This window comes from Paenibacillus sp. A14 (assembly GCF_036864815.1).
GTDB lineage: Bacteria > Bacillota > Bacilli > Paenibacillales > Paenibacillaceae > Fontibacillus > Fontibacillus sanfengchensis.
In genome coordinates this window covers 1-22202 of sequence record NZ_JBAGJD010000013.1, presented here as the reverse complement: position 1 = coordinate 22202, position 22202 = coordinate 1, and the positions used below count along the sequence as shown (strand labels likewise).

The window sequence follows — 22202 nt, the reverse complement described above, 5'->3', positions numbered from 1 at the left end:
GTATTACCGATCCCTTACAATAAGGGTGAATTCATAATAAGAAAGCGAGTGTATTCAACATGGAAAAAAGATTCAGAATTACAGACGAAGACGGTATCCACGCACGTCCGGCGACGGCATTGGTCAACACGGCCAATAAATTCAAAGACGCTGAATCCTTTGCTGAAGCTAACGGGAAAAAAGTGACGCTGAAATCGATCTTGGGAGTTCTTTCCCTCGGTTTGGAAAAAGGCGATAACATCACTTTAATCGTGGAAGGCGACAGTGCCGCAGAAGCTCTTCAAGCGCTCACGGATGTGATGGTAAACGAAGGGTTAGGCGAAGTTGATGCTTAAGATTGACGGCATTGCCGCATCCGCTGGAATCGCGATCGCTTCGGCTTTCAGGCTGGAGCATCCCGATTATACGGTGAAGCGCAAAAACGCTGAGGATCCGGCCGCAGAGCTTGCCCGTTTGGAGCAGGCTCTGGCCATTTCCCAGCAGGAGCTCGAAGCGATTAAAGAGCGCACGCTGCAGGAGCTTGGCGCCAAAAAAGCGGAAATTTTCGAATCCCACCTGTTGATTTTGAATGACCCGGAGCTGCTTACACCGGTCCGCGATAAAATCGCCGAGGAGAAGGTTTCGGCGGAATACGCGCTGGACGAAACGGCCAAACAGTTCATCAGCATGTTTGAAAACATGAAGAGCGCCTATTTGCAGGAACGCGCCGCCGATATGCGCGACGTGACGAAACGCGTGCTTACTCATTTGCTGGGGCTGAAGTACGTCAATCCCGCCGAGATTAGCGAAGAAGTGATCGTCATCGCCGAGGATTTGACCCCGTCGGATACGGCCCAACTGAACCGGAAATATGTGAAAGGCTTTACGACGAACATCGGAGGCAGAACCTCCCACTCGGCCATTATGGCCCGGTCGCTGGAAATTCCGGCCGTTGTCGGAACGAAGGACGTTTTGTCCCGGGTTCAAGCCGGAGATACGGTGATTGTGGACGGACTGGGCGGGACGGTCATCGTAAATCCGACACCTGAGGTGCTGGAAGAGTACAAGGCCAAGCGCGACCAATATCTCCGGCAAATCGAGGAGTGGAAGAAGCTGCGCGAGGTTCCGACCGTGTCCAAGGACGGCGTCCATGTCGAATTGGCCGCCAATATCGGAACACCGAACGATGTCACCGGGGTTCTGGAGAACGGTGGCGAAGGTGTCGGATTGTACCGGACCGAGTTTTTGTACATGGGCCGAACCGAACTGCCGTCCGAGGACGTTCAGTTCAACGCCTACAAGACGGTGCTGGAGAAGATGGAAGGCAAACCGGTCGTCGTCCGCACTTTGGACATCGGCGGAGATAAGGAACTGCCTTATCTGGATCTTCCCAAGGAAATGAATCCGTTCCTCGGTTTCCGGGCGGTTCGCCTGTGCCTGGATCGCAAGGACATATTCCGCACCCAACTGCGGGCCCTGCTGCGCGCCAGCACATACGGCAACTTGCGGATCATGTTCCCGATGATCGCTACGCTGGACGAATTCCGTCAGGCAAAGGCGCTGCTTCTCGAAGAGAAGGAAAAGCTCGTGTCGGAAGGCGTTGCCGTATCCGACGAGATCCAGCTTGGAATCATGGTGGAAATTCCTTCGACGGCCGTCCTTGCGGACCAGTTCGCCAAAGAAGTGGATTTCTTCAGTATCGGAACCAACGATCTGATTCAGTACACGATGGCCGCCGACCGGATGAACGAGCGGGTATCCTACCTGTATCAGCCTTACAATCCGGCGATTCTCCGTCTGGTCAAAATGGTGATCGACGCGGCGCACAAAGAAGGGCGCTGGGCCGGGATGTGCGGCGAAATGGCCGGCGATTCCACGGCGATCCCGCTGCTGCTTGGGCTTGGGCTTGACGAATTCAGCATGAGCGCGACCTCGATTCTGCCGGCCCGCTCGCAAATTGCGAAGCTCTCCAAGGCGGAGATGAAATCTTTGGCCGAGCAGGCTTTGCAAATGCAAACCGCGGAGCAGGTCGTCGAGTTGGTACGCAGTATCGGCGAGTAATTGATTTTATTAGCATCTTTTCCAACATTATTGCGGGTTTCCTACTCAACCGGCGCCTGAGGGTGCCGGTTTTTTTTGCGCATCGGTTTATTTTTTCGCTTATTTGGGATAAAGTGAGGGTAAAACTTACTATGTAAGTTAAACCAAGGAACTAGCCACGGGCCAGTAAAGTGATAACAGGAGCTAATTTACTCATGACAAACAACTTAGCGAGGACGGGGATTATCGACATCGGTTCCAACTCCATCCGTCTGGCAATCTATGAAGCTACGCCGGAAGGGGCTTACCGGCTGGTGAATGAAAATAAGGAATCCGCCCGCCTTAGCGGAAAAATCAACCGCGAGGGAATTTTGGAAGAGCAAGCCATTCTCGGGATCGTTCCCGTGTTGACCCAGTTTCGTGAGATTTGCGAGGTTTACGGCTGCCGGACCGTTCGCGTAGCCGCGACGGCGGCGATCCGAAACGCTGCCAACAGTTTGCAAATTACGGAGCGCTTACAAGCGGAGACCGGACTTGAGGTCGAAATTTTAACCGGCGAACAGGAGGCTTACTTGGGGTTTATGGGCGTTGCCGCCGGGATGGAGACGAAGGACGGACTAATTATAGACATCGGCGGCGGAAGCACCGAAATTACCTTGTTTCGCGATCGCCAATTGCTGCACAGCGTATCCCTGCCTATCGGAGCGGTAAACGCCCAGTTGAGATTCGGAGGCCCGGATCCTTGGGGACAACCCGATACGGCCAGGCTGCAGCAGGAAGTCGAGCGGCTGCTGGCCGGGCATGACTGGCTCGTAGAGCATCCGGGACTTGCGCTGATCGGCCTTGGCGGCACGATCCGGACGCTTGGCAAGCTGGATCAGCGCAGGCGGAAGTATCCGCTCCGGCTGGCGCACCACTACCGGCTGGATGCCGAGAGCCTGGCGTATTATGCCGATCTGCTCCCCGCTATGCCGCTGGAGAAGCGCAAGGCGCTCGACGGGCTGCCCAAGTCGCGGGCCGATATTATCGTGCCCGGCCTGATCCTGCTGCAGGCCGTCTTCCGCCATACCGGAGCCGCCTGCTGCATCGTCAGCGGGACGGGGCTTCGCGAGGGCCTGCTGATGGATACGCTCGGCATCGGCGTGCCCGAGCCGGCGGAGGTGCTGGCCCGGCAGGCGTCCGGCCTGCTTGCTTTCCATGCCGGGGCGCCGCTTGGCCATTTCCGGCAGGTCAGCCGGTTTGCGGAGCGGCTGAGCGCCGTCATGGAAGCGGGAGAACCCGCGCCGGAAAAGGCGATGGAGACGCGTCGCCTGCTGTTCGCGGCCTCGATGCTCTATAAAATCGGCGGAGCGATCCGCTATCACCAGTACGACAAACATACGTCGTACTGGCTGCTCCACGCGCCGCCGGGCGCCCTGACCCATCGCGAGGCGGTGCTGTGCGGGGCGATCGTCGACTGCGCGGCCGGAGGCGGCAAGAAAGCGATCGATAGAGAGCTCCAGCGCCTTCTGGAGGAGGGGGACCTTGAACGGATCCGCGAGCTCGGCTCGCTGCTGGAGATTGCGATTGCGCTGGACGCCAGCGAAACGCAGAATGTAGACCTAAAGGAAGCCCGGCTGCAGGACGGAGCATTATTACTCCGCTTAAACTGCCGCAGCCGGGCTTACCTGGAAACGAGCCGGCTCGAAGGAGCGGCCAAAAACTTTAAAAAGGCCTGGAAGTTCAGGTTGGAGTGGGAGTTGAGTCCTGCTTCCACTTGCTGATGTCCAGCGCGTCGAACTGGCTCCGGCAAGGCGGATGCGGGTTGACGGCGGGCACATACTTGCCGTTCTGAACGAGCTTCTTCGCCTTGACGTTGTCGGCCAGAGAAAGCATCAGCACTTGCATGAGCGTTTCGCGGGTATCTTCATTTAAAACCGGGCACATCAGCTCCAGTCTTCGCGTCAGATTACGGGTCATCCAATCCGCACTCGACAACCAGACTTCCGGCTGGCCGCCGTTTTCGAAGTAATAGATCCGCGAATGCTCGAGAAACCGGTCCACAATGCTGACGACCCGGATTCGTTCGCTTAAGTCTTCGATCCCCGGCCGGAGGCAGCAGACGCCGCGGACGATCAAGTCGGTATTTACGCCGGACCGGGAGGCCTCATACAATTCGTCGATGATTTCCTGATTCGATAAGGAATTCATTTTCGCGATAATTCTGGCCGGCCTCCCGGCGGCCGCATGTTCCGCCTCGCGGCGGATCAGCGAAAACAAGCGGTCCTTCATCCCCGTCGGCGCCAGCGTAAACGCCTTCCACTGATCGGCCTCCGAGTAGCCGGTAATCAGATTGAACAGCTGCGAGGCATCCTCGCCGATGGCGGAATCGGCCGTAAACAATCCGATATCCGTATACAGTTTGGCGGTGATATCGTTATAGTTGCCGGTCCCTACATGTACATACCTCTTCAGGTCCCGTCCTTCCTGGCGGACGACGAGCAGGATTTTGGCATGGGTTTTCAGGCCCACAAGGCCGTAGACAACGTGGCAGCCCGCTTTCTCCAGCGTCCGGGCCCAGGCGATATTCCGCTCCTCGTCGAATCGCGCTTTCAGTTCCACGACGACGGTGACCTGTTTCCCGGCCTCGGCCGCGCGGGCCAGCGCCTGAATGAGCGGAGAATTGCCGCTGACGCGGTACAGCGTCATTTTGATCGCCATGACCGCGGGATCTTCCGAAGCCTGGGTGATAAAGTCGGTGACGGCTGCAAAGCTTTCGTACGGATGGTACACCAGGACATCGCGTTGTTTTAATACCTCGAAATAATCCTCACTGATCTCGAACTCCCGGGGGTACACCGGCTCGATCTGCGGATAACGGAGCTTCGGATTTCCTTTGACCGCGGCCGGGAGCTTGCCGAGAAAGCCGAGATCCAGCGGCCCGTCGATTTGAAAAATCGCCTCGCTGATTTCAAATTCCTCCCGCAGCACTTCCAGCGCGTAAGGATGAATCCCCTTCTGGATCTCGAGCCGGACGGGCGCTCCCCAACGGCGTTTGCGGAGCTCTTTTTCGATTTCCTCGAGCAGATCTTCAGCCCCTTCCTCGTCCAAGGCCAAGTCGGCGTTCCGGGTCACCCGGAACTGATGAACGGCCAGCGGGGTATATCCGCTGAACAGCGTGTGAATATGATGCTGAATGACCTCTTCGATGAGGATAAAGGATTGCTTTTTGCTGTTGGAATGATGCGGCAGGGGAATAATCCGCGACAGATTGGACGGGATTTGCACGATCGCAAAATAAGGCTCCCGTTCTTCCTCGTCCTCCAGGCCCCGCGCAGCCAGGGGGTCCCTCGCCAAAACGACCGCCAAATAAACGAATCCGGTATGGACGAGCGGGAACGGACGGCTCTGATCCACGGCCATGGGCGTCAACACGGGAAATATAATGTCGTGGTAGTACGTCTCCATCGACTTCCGTTGGGTGGAGTTCAACTCATCGTATTTAAGAAACAAAATATGCGCCTTGGCGAGTTGACGGGTCAAGTCCCGGAAAGTCCGGTATTGATCCCCCACCATTGCCGAAATTCGGGTGATCAGCCGCTTGTACAACCCCGCGGGCGTATAGCCCGTGAAATCAGTTTTTGTGTAGCCTGCCCGGATTTGGTCCTGAATCCCCGCTACGCGGACGCTCATAAACTCGTCGAGATTGCTGGATACGATCGCGAGAAATTTGGCTCTTTCCAGCAAAGGCGTGGCCGGATCCTTCGCCTCCATCAGCACGCGGCGGTTGAATTCGACCCAGCTCAAATCCCGGTTCAAATATCGGGACCCTTTATTTTTATGTTCAGCAAGTGCCATTCTGCATGACCTCCATTTGCCCTAAAAACTCTCAGTTTGGAAACAAGCTAATTTTATTTTACTATGCCGATAGGAAGCGAAATGCATGATTGTGTAAACACAGTGTAAAAATTATAACTCTATGTAAAAATGTACGGATTTTTTGAGCCACCGCCTGTTAAATTCAGCAGAGATATGGGTAATAGATATTTATAGCATTTATTGGCGTTTCGCCACTGTAGCTTTTCTAAGGAGGATGATGCATATATGGCAACGAATCATCAGACACATCGGTTAGATGCTGAACGAAGAGAGACGTTTACCCGGGCATCCCTACGTCAGTTAAGGGACAGCGGCCGAATTCCCGCGGTTATCTATGGGGCGAGCACGGAGCCGCTGCCGCTTCATGTGGATTTCAAAGAGCTGGCCAAAATTTCCCGGACCGGAAGGGCGGAGGTTTTCGAACTTAAGCTGGATAGCGGGGAAACCTACCCGGTTCTCATCAAGGAGATTCAGCAGCGTGCCGGTAAAGTAGTGCATGTGGATTTTCAGCAAGTTTCCAAAAACAAACCGATTCGCGTCAAGGTTCCGTTGACTTTAAGCGGAACGGCCCAGGGGACGAAGGTTGGCGGCGTACTGCAAGTGCAGTCGACGGAGCTGGAAGTGGAAGGGTTGCCGGATGATCTGCCGGCCGAAATCGCGGTGGACATCTCCCATTTGGGAACCGGCGACAAGCTGACGGCCGCGGACGTGACCTTGCCGGCAGGAATAACGCTGGTCGGGGCGGAAGAGGAACTGCTGGCTTCGGTTGTGCTGCCGCGGGTGGCGGAAGCGGATCTCGCCACGGATGAAGCCGAAGAAACTGAGCCGGTGGCCGAAACATAGAAGATTAACAACCTGTTTGATAGAACGGCGTGGGCTGTGCAGCAGCTGCGCCGTTTTTCGTTGGTCTCTTGTGCCGCCGAACTTTTTTAACGGACACAGTAGCGCCTATTTTGGCAAAAAATAGCCTATCCAATTTCTAACGGAAGCAGTAGCGCCTATGTTCCTCAATCACCTTCAAACAGAGCGATTTGCAACGAATAGGGACTATGATTTCCGTTAACCTCTGAAATCGGCCTTTAGGCGCAAATAGGCGCTAATATTTCCATTAGGCCGGTAAGTTCTCTTCCCATGTGGCGAAGCATCCGTCTGCCGGCGGGGAGTTCCTTCTCTTCTTCTTCCAGCTTGACGAATCTGTCATTTGTAACTAGAATGGTTGCATGATCTAGGAGTCATACTATTTTATAAGAAGAAAGAAGGGGTTTGGGTGCCACCGAAAAAGACAGGAAACGCCATGACGCAGCGAAAAGAGGAGGCGGAGAGGCAGGCGCAGCAGCAGCGGAAGAGGCGGGTGATTTGGTTCTCGACCGTCGGCGTTCTGCTCGTATTGATCATCGTTGTGCTGTCCTTGGATCCGAAGCCGAAGGCCGCTTCGTTCGATTACGAAAATCTGCCTGTGCTCGGCCGGAGCGATGCGCCGGTGAAAGTTGTGGAATTCGGGGATTTCAAATGTCCGTCCTGCAAAATAGCCATTGAGACGATCAAGCCGCAACTGGTCAGCGATTATATAGATCAAGGGAAGGTCGCTTTTTATTTTATGAACCTGCCTTTCATCGGTAAAGATTCGACAACGGCGGCCCTCGCCGTTCAATCCGTTTACCACCAAAATAAGGAAGCTTACTGGCCGTATTTCGACGCCATTTTCAGCAGGCAGGGGGAGGAAACCGCAGAGTGGGCTACGGTCGACTTTCTCGTCGGATTGGCGGAGGAACTTAAGCTGGAAGTGAATTATGAGCAGCTCCGCAATGATATCGAAAGCAAAACCTACCAAAATGAAGTGGACGAGCAGTACGCCAAAGGAGATTCCTTGGGCGTCGACAGCACCCCGACCTTCTTTATTAACGGCCGGGAGTTTACCGGCAATATCGCCAACTATGACGAGTTCAAACAAGCCATCGATGAAGCGATGAGCAAGTAGTGGGAGGAATCGGCGGATGCGCTCTTTTTTTAGGAATTACGGCATTTATCTCGCTTGGCTGGTCTCGCTGGTGGCTACCGCGGGCAGCTTGTATCTAAGCGAAGTGCTGCATTATGAACCGTGCCGGTTATGCTGGTTTCAGCGGATCTTTATGTACCCTCAGGTGATCATCCTGGGAATTGCCGCTTACCGCAATGACCGTTCGGCCGTCATCTATGCCATTCCTCTCAGTGCCATCGGCGGTTCCATTTCGCTCTATCATTACGCCGAGCAGAAGATTCCGGCTCTATCCAAACTGCTCCCCTGCAAAGTGGGCATTCCCTGCAATTTCGATTATTTGAATTGGTGGGGGTTCGTCACGATCCCGTTTATGGCGTTAATCGCCTTTATCTTGATCATTTTATGTCTCTCCGCCGCCCGTAAAGGGGCTGCGGATCAGCCGGAAGCTTAGCAAGAACGTACCAAGAAGCGGGGCCCCTTGTCTGTAATGGACAAAGGGCCCCGCTTTGACGTTGCCGGGCGTCATTACGCGTTCAATTCGTTCAGGGAAGGGGACGGAAGGTGTACTGTATATCCGCCTGCTTTTGAAGGAACGCGTAAGCTCATTAAAACTCCGTCCACCTTTCGAGCGAATCCAACTTCTGCTTGAACAGAGCGGCTTGTTTCTTGATCTCTTGTTCGTTTTGAGACGCGAGGACGCGTTCGAACTCGAGAATGAGATCGGCGATATATTCCCGTCTTTCATGAAGGGCTTCTTCATAAAGCCGTTCCCCTCTCGCCAGCAGCAAACGGTTCTCACTGCGGTCGCGGGGATGAATTTTCAAATGCTTCAATTCCTCAAGCCGGGCCTGGATTTGTTCCGGGGAATATTGGCCGGGATTCTTCTCGATAATCATCGTTTTCTTCTCGCCGGTTTTGACCGTGGTGACCTCGACCTCCAGCACGCCATTAATATCGTAGGTATAACGAAGATCGATGCTTTGTTCGCCGGCGGGGGCTATCGGAATTTGAATGGTCAAATCGCCCAAATGCACATTGTTCTCGACCCGCCGGCTTTCCCCTTGATAAATGCCGAGGGTAATCGCGGACTGGTTATCATGAACGGTACAAAGCCGATCCACTTTGCTGACCGGAATCGGGGTGTTCCGTTCAATAATCGGAAGGAAATAGCCGTCCTCGATTCGGCCGCCTTCAAACCGCTTGATGATATCCGTCCCCAGCGTGAACGGGCAGACATCGGTCAAAATCATCTCCTGCAGGCTGGCGTCGCGGTCTTTCAGCGCGACCTGGATCGCTGCGCCCAAGGCGACGGCTTCGTCGGGATTGATATTGGAGTAAGGCAGGCGGCCGAACATTTTGCTGACCACCGATTTAATGATCGGCATGCGGGTGGCTCCTCCGATTAGGATGACCGCGTCCAAATCTTTCGGCGCCAACGAAGCGTCGCGCAAGGCGCGTTCAATCGGGTTGCGCAGACGAAGCAACAACTGGCCCGCCAGCTGTTCGTACTGGTTCCGGTCGATGGTCAACTGGTAGGTCCGATCCCCTTCGCTAAAGGCCATCTCGCCGGTATTGCCGTTGCCCAGCGCGATTTTGCACGTTTCCGCCTGTTTAAACAGAGCCGACCGGGCCTTGCCGGACAAATTCACAAAGTCGATGCCCTGGTTCTCCACAAAGTAAGACAGCAGAATGTCGGTAAAATCCTCTCCGCCCAAATAGTTGTCCCCGGCGATGGATTGGACTTGCATGACGCCTTCAAACAGTTCGAGAATCGATACGTCGAAGGTGCCTCCGCCCAGGTCAAACACGAGGAACCGGGTGTCCGCCTCCTGCTGATGAAGTCCGTAGGAAACCGCGGCGGCGGTAGGTTCGCTGATCAGACGCTCCACGTGCAGCCCGGCCAGCGCCGCGGCCCGAAGCGTCGCTTTGCGCTGGGTATCGTTGAAATAGGCCGGAACGCTGATGACGGCCTCTTCGATTTCCTCATTTAAATAGGCTTCGGCGTCCGCCTTTAAAGACCGGAGAATAAAAGAAGACAGGTCCTCCGGGGAAAAAGAATATTTGCCGATCTGGTACTGCTTGTCCGTCCCCATGTAGCGTTTGAAGGTGGAGGCGGTCAAATGCGGATGCGTGATGCTTCTCTCCTTGGCGATTTGTCCTACCAGGATTTCATCGTTGTCGTCCAGGCTGACGACGGATGGCGTGAGATGGGAACCCAGCGAATTGGGGATGATTACCGGACCGTTTTCGGTCCAATGGGCCACCAAACTGTTGGAGGTTCCGAGGTCGATTCCGATTTTTGCCATAATGTACCTCGCTTCAGTGATAAGTATTCATTATAATTATCGGTTTGAAAGTAAGGAATTGTAATGCTGTACTGTCTTCAGGGTTCCTCCGCGTTGTTCTCCGCAAAAAAGCGTCCGCTTTTCAAATCGTGGACAAACTGCTGCAGCCACTCGTAGTACCCCAAGGCGTGACGGAGCTTGTGCAGGTCTTTCAAACAGTTCGTACGCTCTTCCTCCGGCGTCTCGAGATCCAGGATTATCTCCGTAAGCTCGGGCAGTACTTCTTGAATGGCTTCGGACATCACGTCGATTTCGCGCTGCAGCTTGGCGGTGAAGAAGTTCTGAAACGCCCGGTAGAAATCCGTCTCCGCGACATACAGGTCTTTGCGGTCTTCTTTTTCCGCCAGCTTGGTCACCATTTGGGAGGCCATGAGGGAGCGGACCGCATAGCTCATATTGCTCTTGCTCATATTCATCCGTGTTTTCATTTCTTCCAGAGTCATCGGCTTGTCCTCAAAATACATGATTCCATACAGCTCGCCGAAGGAATGGGTGGCGCCGTATAAATCCATCGTATTCGCGATTGCCTTGATCACTTTGCGGCGAAGCCGGGCCGCCGGCCCGACTTCGTCCGGTGTAAGCTGATTCATAGATTCACCTGCCGATAGCATCGATTTGGTCCCGACTTCCATTATAAGTTTCATTGTGGAAATGGGGGAGAAAAACAAGTTTTTTTACAGGATTCGAAACGGAATTTTACATCAAGAAAACCATGCGTACACGCTTCAATTGTACAATATTTTTTGAACACTAGGAAAGTTATTGCAAGGAATCTGATTAAATGGCATGTTTCTTGCCAAATGTTAAATGAAAATTGAACGATAGGAGGAACGATTTGAAACCTTCAAAATGGGCCCCGGAACTTAAGGCGCTGTCATACACGCTGCCGGCGATGATCCCGCTTGCAATGTTTTGGCTGTTCCCGCTGGGGTATGCTTTTTATTTGAGCTTAACGGATTGGGATTTTATGAGTCCGGACAAAAAGTTTGTCGGGTGGGACAACTTCGTCCAACTTTTCGGTAATCCGGAGTTTTACAAATCGTTAAAGGTCACTTTCCTGTTTATGGCCGGAAGCGTGATTCCGACACTGGTCGGCGGCCTGGCCCTTGCGGTGCTGTTCAACGTCAAGCTGCGATTTTCCGGATTATACCGAGCGCTTATTTTTTCGCCATGGGTAACGCCTACGGTGGCCGTCTCGATCGTGTGGTCCTGGATCTTTGAGCCGGAGGTGGGATTGGCCAACTATGCGCTCCGCCTTTTTGGAGCCGAAGGGGTCGGGTGGTTGAGCGATCCGAACTGGGCGCTTGCCGGGATCCTGATCGTTACAGTTTGGAAGTCGGTAGGCTGGGCGATGATTTTTTATCTGGTGGCGCTGCGCAATGTACCGCGGGATTTGCTGGAAGCCGCGGAGATGGACGGGGCCGGAAGTTTCCGCCGGTTTACCCGGATCACGGTACCGCTGATCTCGCCAACCACTTTTTTTCTGGCCATCATTTTAATGATCTCGTCGGTCCAAGCTTATGACCAAATTAATATTATGACGCAGGGAGGGCCTTCCGGGACGACGCGAACTTTGCTGTATCTGTATTACCAGTCCGCGTTCGAGGCGTTCCATATTGGCGAAGCTTCCTCGGTGGCGGTCGTACTTGTGATCGGCTGCGCCCTCTTGTCGCTCGCTTCTTTCGCGGTAAGCCGGCGGAGCGTGCATTATGAATAAACCCGGGATGAAAGAGGAGTGCGATTCATGACGGAGAGAAACGGACTGCCGCGCATTATGAGGCATTTGGCGCTCGCTCTGATCGCCGCCTTGATGGCCTTTCCTTTTTATTGGATGGTTACGAGCGGTTTGAAGACAAACGATGAGATATGGCGGTTCCCGCCGACCTTTTGGCCTGAAGCTCCCGATTGGGGCAACTTTCCGGAGGCTTGGAAAGCGGCTCCCTTCTGGAGATATATGATCAACAGCATCGGTGTTGCTTGTGCCATCGCGGCGATTCAAGTGATCAACTCGGCTATGATGGCCTATGCGTTAACGCATATGAAATTCCGTCTTAAAAGCCTGCTGACGGCGGTAATTCTGCTTGGCTACATGGTGCCTAACACCGCTGTCTATTTGCCGGGGTATGTCGTGCTGTCCAGGCTTGGACTGCTGGATACTTACACAGGGCTGATATTATCGAATTGCGTCAGCGTCTTTTCGATTTTCTTAATCAGACAGGCGTTCCTTCAGGTGTCCCACGAGCTGGTGGAGGCCGGGCAGATCGATGGCGCGCCGCACCGGACGATCCTTTGGTCCATCCTGGTTCCGCTGACGCGGTCGTCTTTTGCCGTACTGGTTCTGATTACGTTCATCGAGCAGTACAACAACTATTTCTGGCCCATGCTGATCACGAAAAACCCGGATCTTCAACTAGTGTCCGCGGGGCTGCGCAGCTTTTTTGTGGAAGGGGGTGCGTACGGTCTGAAGTGGCCGCTCATTATGGCCGCCGGCTCATTTACCATTTTGCCGCTGCTGCTGCTGTTTCTACTGACTCAAAAAACGATTATGCAAAGCGTGAATTTATCTGCGGGTGTCAATAAAGGGTAGGTTAAAGGGCAAGTCCATATTTTGCGGAGCGGGGGAAAGAAGCATGAATTTGAAAAAAGGGCTGTTGTTCGCTTGGATCTGCGGTTTAGTACTGTTGTCGGCCTGCGGTACCGGGGCCAAAAACGCGGGGGAGACGTCGGCCACGGCCGGCAAGGCCGCGGCGGAAACGGGCGGCGGAGCGCCCGTGGAAATCGAGTTCTGGTATGGGCTCGGCGGAAACCTCGGGGACCACATGAAAAAGCTGATCGACGATTTTAACGCCTCCCAGAAGGAGGTCGTTGTGAAGGGGATCGTCCAGGCCGACTATTCGGAGACGGAACGGAAGCTGCAGGCCGCCATTGCCGCGGGAAATGTCCCGGCAGCGGTACTGGCCTCCAATGTGGATTGGGCCAGGAAAGGCTATTTTGCCCCGATGGACGAGATGATTGCACAGGCCGCGGATTTTAACAAAGAGGATTTTGTCCAGACGTTCCTATCTCAGGGGCAGGTTGACGGAAAACAGTATTTTCTTCCGATGTACGGAACGACACAGGTGATGTATTACCGTAAGGACAAGTTTGAGAAGGCGGGGGTTAAGCCGGAGGATATCAAAACCTGGGAGGACCTGGCGGAGGCCGCAAAAGCGATGACGGAAAAATCCGGCGGCAAAACGACCGTCTACGGCTGGGAACCGATGTGGGGAGAAGGGAATATGATCGATGCCGTTCTCAGTAAAGGCGGCCGCATTCTCAGCGAGGACGGCAAAACGGTGCTGATCGATTCGCCGGAATGGGTGGAAACCTGGGCTTTGTTCGGGAAATGGATCCACGAGGACGGGATCATGCGGATTCACTCCGGCGGCCAGGGCTGGGAGTACTGGTACAAGACGATCGACGATGTCATGAAAGGCCAGGCTGCCGGATATACCGGCTCCAGCGGGGACCAGGGCGATCTCGACTTTACGCAGATCGGTGCCATGGAGCAGCCCGGCTGGGCAGGCGTCGGGGAGGGCAAGCCCGTAGCCAGCGCGATTATGGCCGGTATCCCGGCCAAAGCCAGTCCGGAGCAGCAGCAGGCGGCATTCCAATGGCTGACCTATTTCAACAATGCGAAAAACACCGCATACTGGTCGATGAATACCGGGTATATCGCGGTTCGTCAATCCGCACTGGAAGATCCCGATTTTGTCGCGTACAGCGAGCAGAATCCGCACAGCAAGGTGCCATTAATGCAGGCGGCGCACGGTTCCGCTCCGTTCCAGGATCCGACGGGCGGCAAGATCAACGATGCCTTGAAGATCGCAGCCGACAAAGTACAAATCGAGAACATTCCGGCCGAACAGGCGCTCAAGGAAGCGAAGGAAGCGGCGCAAAAGGCGCTCGACAGCGTGAAGTAGAGGCGGACGGGAATGAGCGAACTTTTTGTGAATGGACGCCGCTATGCCATCGACGGCATTTTATTCGATAAAGACGGAACCCTGCTGGATTTCGTCAGCATGTGGGGAAGTTGGGGCGATCGGATGCTGGACGGATTTCGCAGCCGGCTTGCTTCCCTCGGGTTGCGCCCGGCCCCTTTGGATCCTTCCCTGTGGGGTACGCTTCACGCCGGTGATGGAGGCATTTACGATTATGACCGGAATGGTCCGCTTGCCATGGGGACCCTGGCTGAGCTGTTCACCCTGCTGACGTGGCAGGGATACCGGGCGGGGCTGAGTTGGGCAAAGGCCAAAGAAGTGGTTGAACTCTGCCGCATCGCCGCGGACGAGGAGCTGGACCGGGGCCGCCCGGTCCTGCCGATGCCTGGTGTCGCCGCCTTCCTGGAGGCCTGCGGCGAGCGGCAAATTCCGCTCGGCGTTGTCACCGCGGATGATACGGCGGCCGCCGAGAAGCACTTGGAGTGGCTCGGGATCCGCCGCTATTTCGCGGTTGTTATCGGCAACGATCTTGTGGCGCGGGGCAAGCCGTTCCCGGATATGCTGGAACTGGCCTGCCGGAAGCTGTCGCTTCGGGTGGAGCGGACGGTTGTCATCGGCGACACGAACGGGGACATGCGGATGGGCAAAGCCGCCGGAGCGGGCCTCTGCATCGGACTTGCGAGCCAACCGCCGGAGCGTGGCGAGCCGGCCGAGCTGTTCCCGGATGCCGATGTTCTGGTCGAGTCCTATAGCTCACTAACCTTGAGAAGAGGGAGCGGCGCAGGCCTTGAACATCTTGAAAACTCATTCGGCGGGGAAGGGGAGGTACAACGATGAGCATGGAGCTTAACAAGCCGGAAAGGGAGCGGCCGCGGCTTAGTTTTCAAGTGATCACGGATACACATGTCACTGTGGACCCGGATCATGAATACAACCGGAACTTCGACCGGGCGTTAAAAGATATCGCCGCCAACGCGGTCCGCAGCGGGGGGATTATGCACGTCGGGGATTTAACCGACCACGGCGATCCGGAGGAGTACCGGGAAATGAACCGAATCCTCGCGGCTAACCGCGAAGGGCTGCCCGATGTTTATTTTACGCTGGGCAATCACGATGTCGCTCTGGGGGACTGGAATTCGAGGCTGGCAAACTACATCGGGCATTCCGGGATGGCCGGCCCTTACCATGACCACTGGATCGGCGGTTATCATTTTATTTTTATCGGTACGGAGCGGGGGCTGGAAAGGTTTTGCGATTTAAGCCAAGCCCAGTTGAACTGGCTGGATTTGAAGCTCGGAGAGCGGGCTTCCATGGATAAGCCCGTCTTCGTATTTCTTCACCAACCCTTGAAGGATACGGTTGCGGGCTCGCTGGAAGCGCAAAACTGGTACGGAGTTGTGCAGGATGCGGAGTTGAAGCGAATTTTGGGCAGGCATCCGCAAGCGATCCTGTTTACTGGGCATACGCACTGGCATCTCGGGGCGGAGCGCACGATGGTGGAGGGGCGGGGGAGCATGGCGACTCTATTCAACGCCGCTTCCGTAGCTTATCTGTGGACGGATGAGGATGAGCCGCTCCTCGGGAGCCAAGGCTATTACGTTGAAGTTTATGCCGATAGAGTGTTGGTCAAAGGGCGGGATTTCACGGCGGGGCGTTGGGTGGAATCCGCGCAATTTTCGATCCCGATCCCGTCCTAGGACCTGCCCGTGTCGGTTTGGAGGGTGGTATGCATTTCCAGGCCTGAGACCGCAACATTTCCACCTTTTTTACGTTCGTTATGATGGAGGTGTTACTATTGATCAGACACAAGAAATGGCTCGTTTCCATCATGGTGGCCGTACTCGCGGTTTCGCTGGCCGCCTGCGGCGGGAAGAATAATGCCCCGGCAAACTCCGCTCCGCCGACTAATCAAACCGACCCGGGCAACGGGGAACCGAACCGGAACGACTCCGAGACGCCATCGGAAACGAAACAGGGGACAGGGGTCTGGGTAGGCCTGATCGATAACCATTCCGCCGAAATCCGGGTGGATGGAAATCCGGAAGCCTTCCAATTGAACCAGGATGTACAGGAACTCGCCGACGGATTGAATCCGGAGGAGACCGTACAATTTGAATATGTGGAGCAAAAGGTCGAAGGTGACGATTCCCTGATCCAAAAGACCATCACCAAACTGGCCAAAGCAGGCAAGGGTGAACAAGCCGAATCGGGTTCCGGCGGCAAGCAGGCACCCGCGGGGGATTTGCCGGCGACACGAACCGTTGAGGTCGAACTTGAAGGGATGAAGGAAGAGCGAACGGCCAAGCTGGCTGAAGGCGAAGGCTATGCCTTTTACGCTTTTGACGGCTTCACCTTCGATGCCAAAGAGAACAAGTTAAAGATGGATTACGACAACAACTATTTCGTCGAAATTGTCAAGCTGCCGTCCGACTACAGCCTGGACCAAATTGCGGCGGATGCCAAAAAAGAACTGGCCGAAACCGGCAAGGTCGAAGAACGGAAGGGCGAGGAAATCCATGCTTCGATGCGGGACGCGTCGCTCTTTCTGGTTGCAAGCGGTGAGAAGCTGACCAAGGAATATATCCTTAAAGAAGTGGACGGCCAAGGATATATGTTCAGGGTAAACATGCCGCATGGCGAGGCTTCGGAAGGATTTGGCCCGCTGGCCTTCGCTTCCCTGAATACCATCGTGAACCGGTAGGGAATTTAAGGGGAATATTTCGGAATGGGGAGCCAAATGTACCGTGAGGTTCCGTATCACGAGCCGATGAGTGTATATCGCTAACCGGCGTTCTTGTCAGAAGCTACCCGTTCTTTCCTAAGGGAAAAGATGGGTAGCTTTTTCTATAGTCGATGGACATTTTTTCATTGGGAGTACTGCTTGCGGAATTTTTGCGGCGAACAGCCGTTTTTGATCGTAAACCGGTTCGAGAAGTAAGGGGCATTCCGGAAACCGACATCCTTGGCGATCTCCGACACCGGCCATTCGGTCTTCAGTAACAGCAGTTTGGCCTGTTCCAGACGGTAGTGCAGCAAATATTCATGCGGGGTCATACCGTATACCTGCTTCAGGCACCTCGTAATATAGTTATAGTGAAAATGCAGGGCTTCGGACAAGCTTTCGCTGGTGATTTCGGAACGATAATGGTTTTTGATATACGCCTCCGTCTGTTCGGCCACGGTGACGACGGGGGAGGCATACTGCTCAAGTTGGCGCAAATCCATCATGCGGATCAGTTCGTCGAATGTCTGCTGACTGGACCAATAAGCGCTGGATTGACGCTCGGTCGTATAGGCAAGCAGCTTGTCCATCAATCGATAGGTTTGACCGGGATAAGGCAGATGCCAATGTTTCGGCAGTTGAATGGAATAAGGCGCCGTCCCGTAAACACGGGTATGCTCTTCCGGCTGATAGAGCGCAGGCAAGCTTCCCGAAGCTGTTTCCTGCCAGGGACAGACGGTGTGAAAATGGAGCCAGTAAAAAGAGCAGCGCTCCTCACACGGCTTGAACGCGTAATGGTAACGGTCCGGCAGCAGCAGCAGCGTTTCTCCCGCCCCCAGCTCCCAGCGTTTCTCTTCCTCTCCAATAAACAGGGTTCCCCGCTCCACCAACAGCAGGTCGAAAACTCCGAGATTTTTCCGGTTCGGATGCTGGTCTCCGGCAGCGTAGACCGTATGGCCGCATTCCAGAAAATAGGGGGCTGGCGGGGCCGGAATATGAACGATATCGGCGGCTTTGATCATTGGGCCTCTCCTCCTTGGTTTGTGTGAAATATTATAAACAACAGGTTGGAAGCGCTTATATTATTTATTAAATATATAAGCTAGAATGAAATCTGTCAGTATGATTTTTCGATAAAAGGAGGAGTCTCCAAGATGGTCAAAAGCGCGAATACGGCTTACGCGGCTCGAGTGCCGCTGCATCAGGTGCACATTCAGGATGAATTTTGGAGTTACTATATTAATCTGGTACGGGATGTCGTTGTCCCCTATCAGTGGGACGCCTTGAACGACCGGGTCAACAGTGCGGAACCGAGCGGGGCCGTACGGAATTTTAAAATTGCGGCGGGAGTGGAGCAGGGCGACTTTTACGGCATGGTATTTCTGGACAGCGATATCGCCAAATGGCTGGAGGCGGTGGCCTACCTGCTGGAATCGAAACCCGATCCGGCATTGGAGGAGATCGCCGACGGTTTGATCGATATCATCGCGATGGCTCAGCAGGAAGACGGTTATCTCAACACCTATTTCACGATCAAGGAGCCGGGGCAGCGCTGGACCAACTTGGCGGAGTGCCATGAGCTGTACTGTGCCGGACATATGATCGAAGCGGGCGTAGCTTACTACCGGGCCACCGGAAAAAGAAAGCTCCTCGACGTCGTCAGCCGCTTCGCCGACCATATCGACAGCGTGTTCGGCACCGATCCGGGGAAGCTGGCGGGGTATGACGGCCACCAGGAGATCGAGCTCGCTTTGATCAAGCTGTATCAGGCTACCGGGAATGAGCGATATTTGCGGCTCAGCCGTTATTTTGTGGATCAACGAGGGCAGAAGCCGAACTTCTATGCCCTTCAGTTGGAGGAGCGCGGAGGCAAGACCCACTGGCCGGGGAATATGGCGCTGGATCTGGAATACAGCCAGTCCCATGTCCCGGTGCGGGAGCAGGATAAAGCGATCGGGCACGCGGTACGCCTGCTCTATATGCTGACCGGCATGGCCGACGTCGCCGCCGAAACGGGAGATGACAGCCTGTTTGCCGCATGCCGGCGCCTGTGGGACAACATCGTCACCCGGCAGATGTACATTACGGGCGGCGTGGGCTCCATGCCGCAGGGCGAAGCGTTCTCCTTCGACTACGATTTGCCGAACGATACGGTCTATGCGGAGACCTGCGCTTCCATCGGCTTGATCTTTTTTGCCCAGCGGATGCTGCGGATCTCGCCGGAAGCGGAATTTGCCGACGTGATGGAACGCGCCTTGTACAATACGGTGGTTGGGGGCATGTCCCGGGACGGCAAGCACTTCTTCTACGTCAACCCGTTGGAAGTGGACCCTAAGGCGTGCGGCGGAGCCAACCGCAAATACGACCATGTCAAGCCGGTACGCCAGGAATGGTTCGGGTGCGCCTGCTGCCCGCCGAACGTTGCCCGCTTGTTGGCCTCCTTGGGCGAGTATATTTATACCGTGCACGAAGATACCCTGTATACTCATCTTTATATCGGCGGCGAGGCGCAGCTGGAAGTGGGCGGCGGTGAAGTGAAGTTGAAGCAGGCGTCGAATTATCCGTGGGACGGCAAGATTCGGCTGGAGGTGGAATCGGATGGGGCGGCAGGATGGTTCGTGCTGGCGCTGCGGATTCCGGGCTGGTGCAAGCACGCGTCGCTCAAACTCAACGGTTCGGCCTATCCGCTGAACGATCAAACCGTAGTGAACGGGTATGTGCGGATCAAGCGGGAATGGGCGGCCGGCGATTGCGTAGAGCTGGACCTGGAAATGCCGGTGCAGCGGATATATAGCCATCCGCTGGTTCGCGCGAACGCCGGTAAAGTCGCGCTGCAAAGAGGCCCGCTCGTGTACTGCCTCGAGGAGGCGGACAATGGCGCCAACCTGCACGAGCTCGTGCTGCCTCGCGAGGCGGAGCTTACGGCGGTCCGGGAGGAACAGCTTCTCGGCGGCGTGGTCACCGTCCGGGCCGAGGCCGAGAAGCTGCGGGAAGAGGACTGGACGAACGGGCTCTACAGCCCGGAAGCCGCACCAGGGACGAAGCCGCACCCGGTGAAGTTCATCCCGTACTACGCCTGGGCCAACCGGGGCGAAGGCGAAATGACCGTTTGGGTCAGAGAGCGATAATAGAGCGAACATAGTGAAGGGACCAGGCCCGATTGCCGCCAGAGTGCGCGGCGGTCGGGTTTTTTGTATTGGCGGTCGGCGCGGGCGGGCGGCTGTAACGGAGGTGGAGTGCAGGATTAATGGGATATTCTCCAGCTAAATATCCTTTTCGGCGTAGTCCGTTACCCTTTGACTAGCGATGCACTAACCCTAACATGAAAGAAGAGTGTGGTAAAAATGAGAGCCCTATCTTACGCGTGGCGTAGTCCTGCTTTATTTCGGGAGATTTTATCTTTTTCTTCCAATATTAACCCGAATCGATATAATCGAGTATGAATTCCTGCAAAAGGTCAGGCATTCCGGCTGGTACTAACGCCTGAGAGGAGTCTAACGGCAGTAGCAGCCGCTATTTAACGAAAAGTAGCCCTTTCGAAATTCTAACGGTCGTGAGCGCCGTTATTCCCCTGGATTCTCGCCTTAACAGCATTAATCTTGCAAAAACCTTAACATCAGTTAGTCGTAATGAGTTGAACTAATGATGGAGGGATAGAGGCAGCCGGGTGAAATGTTCTTCCGATCGCTGTTGCTCCCGGATTTCTTGATGAATTAAATTCAGATAAGGTAGAAGTCCGGTCACAAAGGCGAACGCTACGCTTCTCCAGAATCATTTCACCCTCTTGCCTTTTCCCATCCTATGCTCTAGTTCAACTTGTTTGCCAGTGATGTTTCGCCTCTCCCAAAAAGGCAAAAAAAAGCCCCACCTCACTTCAAACGTACAGACACATTTTTTTCCAGAGTATGGTTTTTCTTCTGTTTTGGTTCTACATTTTTTTAGTAATAGATCATCCGTAGTTTCTCCAAACGTTCTGGATGAATTCTTGGACGACCGCCCTTTTTCCTTCGGCCCTTACTCGTCCGCTGCGTCACTGGATGTAAACGGTCCAAGAAATCGGTCCACGCATTCGTTAAATACGCACGCATCTTCCTCGTCACTTGGCCAATGGGCAGATCCGGAGCGTAGAGATACCGGATTTCTTCACACACTACGTACGCCAGTAGGTTTAAATAAATCAGGTTCCATACCGCCTGTGGCTTGTTGTTGTATATTTTTTTCAGATGCAAATTTGACTTCATGAATTTAAAAAATAGTTCCACTTTCCAGCGGTAGTGATACATTCGGGCCACATCTTCCGCTTTTACATCCCAGCGGTTCGTTAGAACTCGCACTTGATGAACCTTGTGCTTATTGTCGATAAACTCAAACTCGACCAGTCGGAACACGCCGGTTTGTTGGCTATCCGGGTCCTTGATTTCTACTTCGGCATCCCGCTTGATGAAACTCCCCGCGACCTTGGACTGAAGCACCCGTACTCTGCTGTTGCTCTTAAGTCGGACCACAAAGTAAATCTGATTTCGATCCCAATGGAGGAATTGTCCGTAACAGATATAACCTCGGTCAAACAAATAGGTGGTTCCTGGCTCCCAAACAAGGTGTTCCAACACTTCCGAGTCTAGGTCGGCCACCATCGCCGTGGAGAGTACGATGCCTTTTAGCCAGGCGCTTATCTCGCCGGTGAGATGCAGGCAGGTATGCATTTTTACCGCACTCTCTCCCGCTTGGCGTAATGCCCACTTCCCTCGCGGTAGGCTCAGAGTGATTGACGAGGAGTCTACCGCGGCCAGTCGCCCAAGTCCCTTGAGCTTTTTCGGTAGTGTAGGTCCCTGGTGATGCCACAGGTTTTTGAGACGCTGGAGGAACAAGTTACGAACACTGTCGGTTGGAATTTGCGCTAGTTTTCGATTTAAGGAGGAAGCATGGATCGACTCCAAGCCTACCCATTTTTGCAGCCACGGAGCACTTCGTAAATGCTCTGCGACGTTATCTAGTGAACTCCGTTTTTGCAAAATGGCCTCCAGAAAGAGAAGAATCGTGTTGCCAAAGCAAAGCTTCTTGGCGTAATGATCGCCACAGAGTAAACGCACATGGACATCCAACCAACCTAAGGCTTGACGAATCACGGATGGGTTAGGTATCTTTTTATTCAAGGAGACCTCCTTTCGTATGTGTCTGTACAATTCTACGATAACTGGGGTCTCCTTTTTTTGTAAATTATTCTTCTTACTTTTTATGTCATTTTTTTTGCAAGATTACTGCCTTAACAGCCTGTTTATGCGAAAATAAGCGCCGTGGCG

The 22202-nt window shown here is 54.4% G+C and carries 18 protein-coding genes; 13 read left to right on the top strand and 5 right to left on the bottom strand.

The genetic code is table 11. The features are described 5' to 3' along the window. Nucleotides 1-59: 59 nt before the first annotated feature. From V4U88_RS23200 to V4U88_RS23190, 3 genes are all read left to right on the top strand, one after another. Entirely contained in the window at nucleotides 60-335 is a 276-nt protein-coding gene (locus V4U88_RS23200) for an HPr family phosphocarrier protein (protein ID WP_334075610.1), read from the top strand. Next, nucleotides 328-2040 carry a phosphoenolpyruvate--protein phosphotransferase gene (gene ptsP, locus V4U88_RS23195; protein WP_334075675.1) on the top strand — a complete coding sequence of 571 codons (1713 nt, stop codon included), beginning with the start codon at nucleotides 328-330 and terminating at the stop codon, nucleotides 2038-2040. The genes V4U88_RS23200 and ptsP overlap by 8 nt, the downstream gene beginning before the upstream one ends. Before the next feature lie 194 nt (nucleotides 2041-2234). Further along, nucleotides 2235-3782, top strand: coding sequence for a Ppx/GppA phosphatase family protein (locus V4U88_RS23190; RefSeq protein ID WP_334075609.1), 1548 nt, complete (start codon nucleotides 2235-2237; stop codon nucleotides 3780-3782). Here V4U88_RS23190 and ppk1 read toward each other — a convergent pair. Further along, a complete protein-coding gene (ppk1, locus tag V4U88_RS23185) occupies nucleotides 3742-5856 on the bottom strand; it encodes a polyphosphate kinase 1 (protein ID WP_334075608.1) in 2115 nt (704 codons plus the stop codon). The two genes, V4U88_RS23190 and ppk1, sit on opposite strands and share 41 nt — an antisense overlap. A 246-nt stretch (nucleotides 5857-6102) precedes the next feature. On the opposite strand from ppk1, the gene V4U88_RS23180 reads away from it, so the two are divergent. The 3 genes from V4U88_RS23180 (at nucleotide 6103) to V4U88_RS23170 (ending at nucleotide 8306) form a co-directional block, all read left to right on the top strand. Beyond that, the gene (locus V4U88_RS23180; protein ID WP_334075607.1) at nucleotides 6103-6720 is read left to right on the top strand and encodes a 50S ribosomal protein L25; all 618 of its coding nucleotides are present in this window, start codon (nucleotides 6103-6105) and stop codon (nucleotides 6718-6720) included. Nucleotides 6721-7144: 424 nt separating this feature from the next. Continuing rightward, nucleotides 7145-7855 carry a DsbA family protein gene (locus tag V4U88_RS23175; RefSeq protein ID WP_334075606.1) on the top strand — a complete coding sequence of 237 codons (711 nt, stop codon included), beginning with the start codon at nucleotides 7145-7147 and terminating at the stop codon, nucleotides 7853-7855. Between the two features lie 16 nt (nucleotides 7856-7871). Continuing rightward, nucleotides 7872-8306 (top strand): disulfide oxidoreductase, encoded by a 435-nt coding sequence (locus V4U88_RS23170; RefSeq protein WP_334075605.1) that lies wholly within the window; start codon nucleotides 7872-7874, stop codon nucleotides 8304-8306. 154 nt (nucleotides 8307-8460) lie between these two features. Here V4U88_RS23170 and V4U88_RS23165 read toward each other — a convergent pair whose 3' ends face one another. Together V4U88_RS23165 and V4U88_RS23160 are read right to left on the bottom strand one after the other, a co-directional pair. Continuing rightward, entirely contained in the window at nucleotides 8461-10161 is a 1701-nt protein-coding gene (locus V4U88_RS23165) for a molecular chaperone HscC (RefSeq protein ID WP_334075604.1), read from the bottom strand. Between the two features lie 77 nt (nucleotides 10162-10238). Then, nucleotides 10239-10790, bottom strand: a complete 552-nt coding sequence (locus V4U88_RS23160; protein ID WP_334075674.1) for a GbsR/MarR family transcriptional regulator — start codon at nucleotides 10788-10790, stop codon at nucleotides 10239-10241. A gap of 302 nt (nucleotides 10791-11092) precedes the next feature. Here V4U88_RS23160 and V4U88_RS23155 point away from each other — a divergent pair, with 302 nt between their 5' ends. From V4U88_RS23155 to V4U88_RS23130, 6 genes are all read left to right on the top strand, one after another. After that, a complete protein-coding gene (locus V4U88_RS23155) occupies nucleotides 11093-11917 on the top strand; it encodes a carbohydrate ABC transporter permease (protein WP_334075673.1) in 825 nt (274 codons plus the stop codon). Nucleotides 11918-11944: 27 nt separating this feature from the next. Continuing rightward, entirely contained in the window at nucleotides 11945-12787 is an 843-nt protein-coding gene (locus V4U88_RS23150; RefSeq protein WP_334075603.1) for a carbohydrate ABC transporter permease, read from the top strand. Between the two features lie 43 nt (nucleotides 12788-12830). Then, on the top strand, nucleotides 12831-14162 hold the full coding sequence (locus V4U88_RS23145) for an ABC transporter substrate-binding protein (RefSeq protein ID WP_334075602.1): 1332 nt from the start codon (nucleotides 12831-12833) through the stop codon (nucleotides 14160-14162). 12 nt (nucleotides 14163-14174) lie between these two features. Further along, nucleotides 14175-15017: an HAD family hydrolase gene (locus V4U88_RS23140; RefSeq protein WP_334075601.1), complete on the top strand. Its 843-nt coding sequence runs from the start codon at nucleotides 14175-14177 to the stop codon at nucleotides 15015-15017. A 2-nt stretch (nucleotides 15018-15019) separates the two neighbouring features. Continuing rightward, nucleotides 15020-15877 carry a metallophosphoesterase family protein gene (locus tag V4U88_RS23135; RefSeq protein ID WP_334075672.1) on the top strand — a complete coding sequence of 286 codons (858 nt, stop codon included), beginning with the start codon at nucleotides 15020-15022 and terminating at the stop codon, nucleotides 15875-15877. Between the two features lie 98 nt (nucleotides 15878-15975). Next, nucleotides 15976-16881 carry a hypothetical protein gene (locus V4U88_RS23130; protein WP_334075600.1) on the top strand — a complete coding sequence of 302 codons (906 nt, stop codon included), beginning with the start codon at nucleotides 15976-15978 and terminating at the stop codon, nucleotides 16879-16881. A 164-nt stretch (nucleotides 16882-17045) separates the two neighbouring features. On the opposite strand, the gene V4U88_RS23125 is transcribed toward V4U88_RS23130, so the two are convergent. Continuing rightward, nucleotides 17046-17924: a helix-turn-helix transcriptional regulator gene (locus tag V4U88_RS23125; RefSeq protein WP_334075599.1), complete on the bottom strand. Its 879-nt coding sequence runs from the start codon at nucleotides 17922-17924 to the stop codon at nucleotides 17046-17048. Between the two features lie 132 nt (nucleotides 17925-18056). Here V4U88_RS23125 and V4U88_RS23120 point away from each other — a divergent pair, with 132 nt between their 5' ends. Then, a complete protein-coding gene (locus V4U88_RS23120) occupies nucleotides 18057-20030 on the top strand; it encodes a glycoside hydrolase family 127 protein (RefSeq protein ID WP_334075598.1) in 1974 nt (657 codons plus the stop codon). A gap of 810 nt (nucleotides 20031-20840) precedes the next feature. Here V4U88_RS23120 and V4U88_RS23115 read toward each other — a convergent pair. Then, nucleotides 20841-22055: an IS4 family transposase gene (locus V4U88_RS23115; protein ID WP_334075597.1), complete on the bottom strand. Its 1215-nt coding sequence runs from the start codon at nucleotides 22053-22055 to the stop codon at nucleotides 20841-20843. Nucleotides 22056-22202 lie beyond the last annotated feature (147 nt).

Excerpts from the sequence above, each read along its gene's own strand:
- V4U88_RS23200 (WP_334075610.1), top strand. The coding sequence starts at position 60 with ATGGAAAAAAGATTCAGAATTACAGACGAAGACGGTATCCACGCACGT.
- ptsP (WP_334075675.1), top strand. The coding sequence starts at position 328 with ATGCTTAAGATTGACGGCATTGCCGCATCCGCTGGAATCGCGATCGCT.
- V4U88_RS23190 (WP_334075609.1), top strand. The coding sequence starts at position 2,235 with ATGACAAACAACTTAGCGAGGACGGGGATTATCGACATCGGTTCCAAC.
- ppk1 (WP_334075608.1), bottom strand. The coding sequence starts at position 5,856 with ATGGCACTTGCTGAACATAAAAATAAAGGGTCCCGATATTTGAACCGG.
- V4U88_RS23180 (WP_334075607.1), top strand. The coding sequence starts at position 6,103 with ATGGCAACGAATCATCAGACACATCGGTTAGATGCTGAACGAAGAGAG.
- V4U88_RS23170 (WP_334075605.1), top strand. The coding sequence starts at position 7,872 with ATGCGCTCTTTTTTTAGGAATTACGGCATTTATCTCGCTTGGCTGGTC.
- V4U88_RS23165 (WP_334075604.1), bottom strand. The coding sequence starts at position 10,161 with ATGGCAAAAATCGGAATCGACCTCGGAACCTCCAACAGTTTGGTGGCC.
- V4U88_RS23160 (WP_334075674.1), bottom strand. The coding sequence starts at position 10,790 with ATGAATCAGCTTACACCGGACGAAGTCGGGCCGGCGGCCCGGCTTCGC.
- V4U88_RS23155 (WP_334075673.1), top strand. The coding sequence starts at position 11,093 with ATGATCCCGCTTGCAATGTTTTGGCTGTTCCCGCTGGGGTATGCTTTT.
- V4U88_RS23150 (WP_334075603.1), top strand. The coding sequence starts at position 11,945 with ATGACGGAGAGAAACGGACTGCCGCGCATTATGAGGCATTTGGCGCTC.
- V4U88_RS23145 (WP_334075602.1), top strand. The coding sequence starts at position 12,831 with ATGAATTTGAAAAAAGGGCTGTTGTTCGCTTGGATCTGCGGTTTAGTA.
- V4U88_RS23140 (WP_334075601.1), top strand. The coding sequence starts at position 14,175 with ATGAGCGAACTTTTTGTGAATGGACGCCGCTATGCCATCGACGGCATT.
- V4U88_RS23135 (WP_334075672.1), top strand. The coding sequence starts at position 15,020 with ATGGAGCTTAACAAGCCGGAAAGGGAGCGGCCGCGGCTTAGTTTTCAA.
- V4U88_RS23125 (WP_334075599.1), bottom strand. The coding sequence starts at position 17,924 with ATGATCAAAGCCGCCGATATCGTTCATATTCCGGCCCCGCCAGCCCCC.
- V4U88_RS23120 (WP_334075598.1), top strand. The coding sequence starts at position 18,057 with ATGGTCAAAAGCGCGAATACGGCTTACGCGGCTCGAGTGCCGCTGCAT.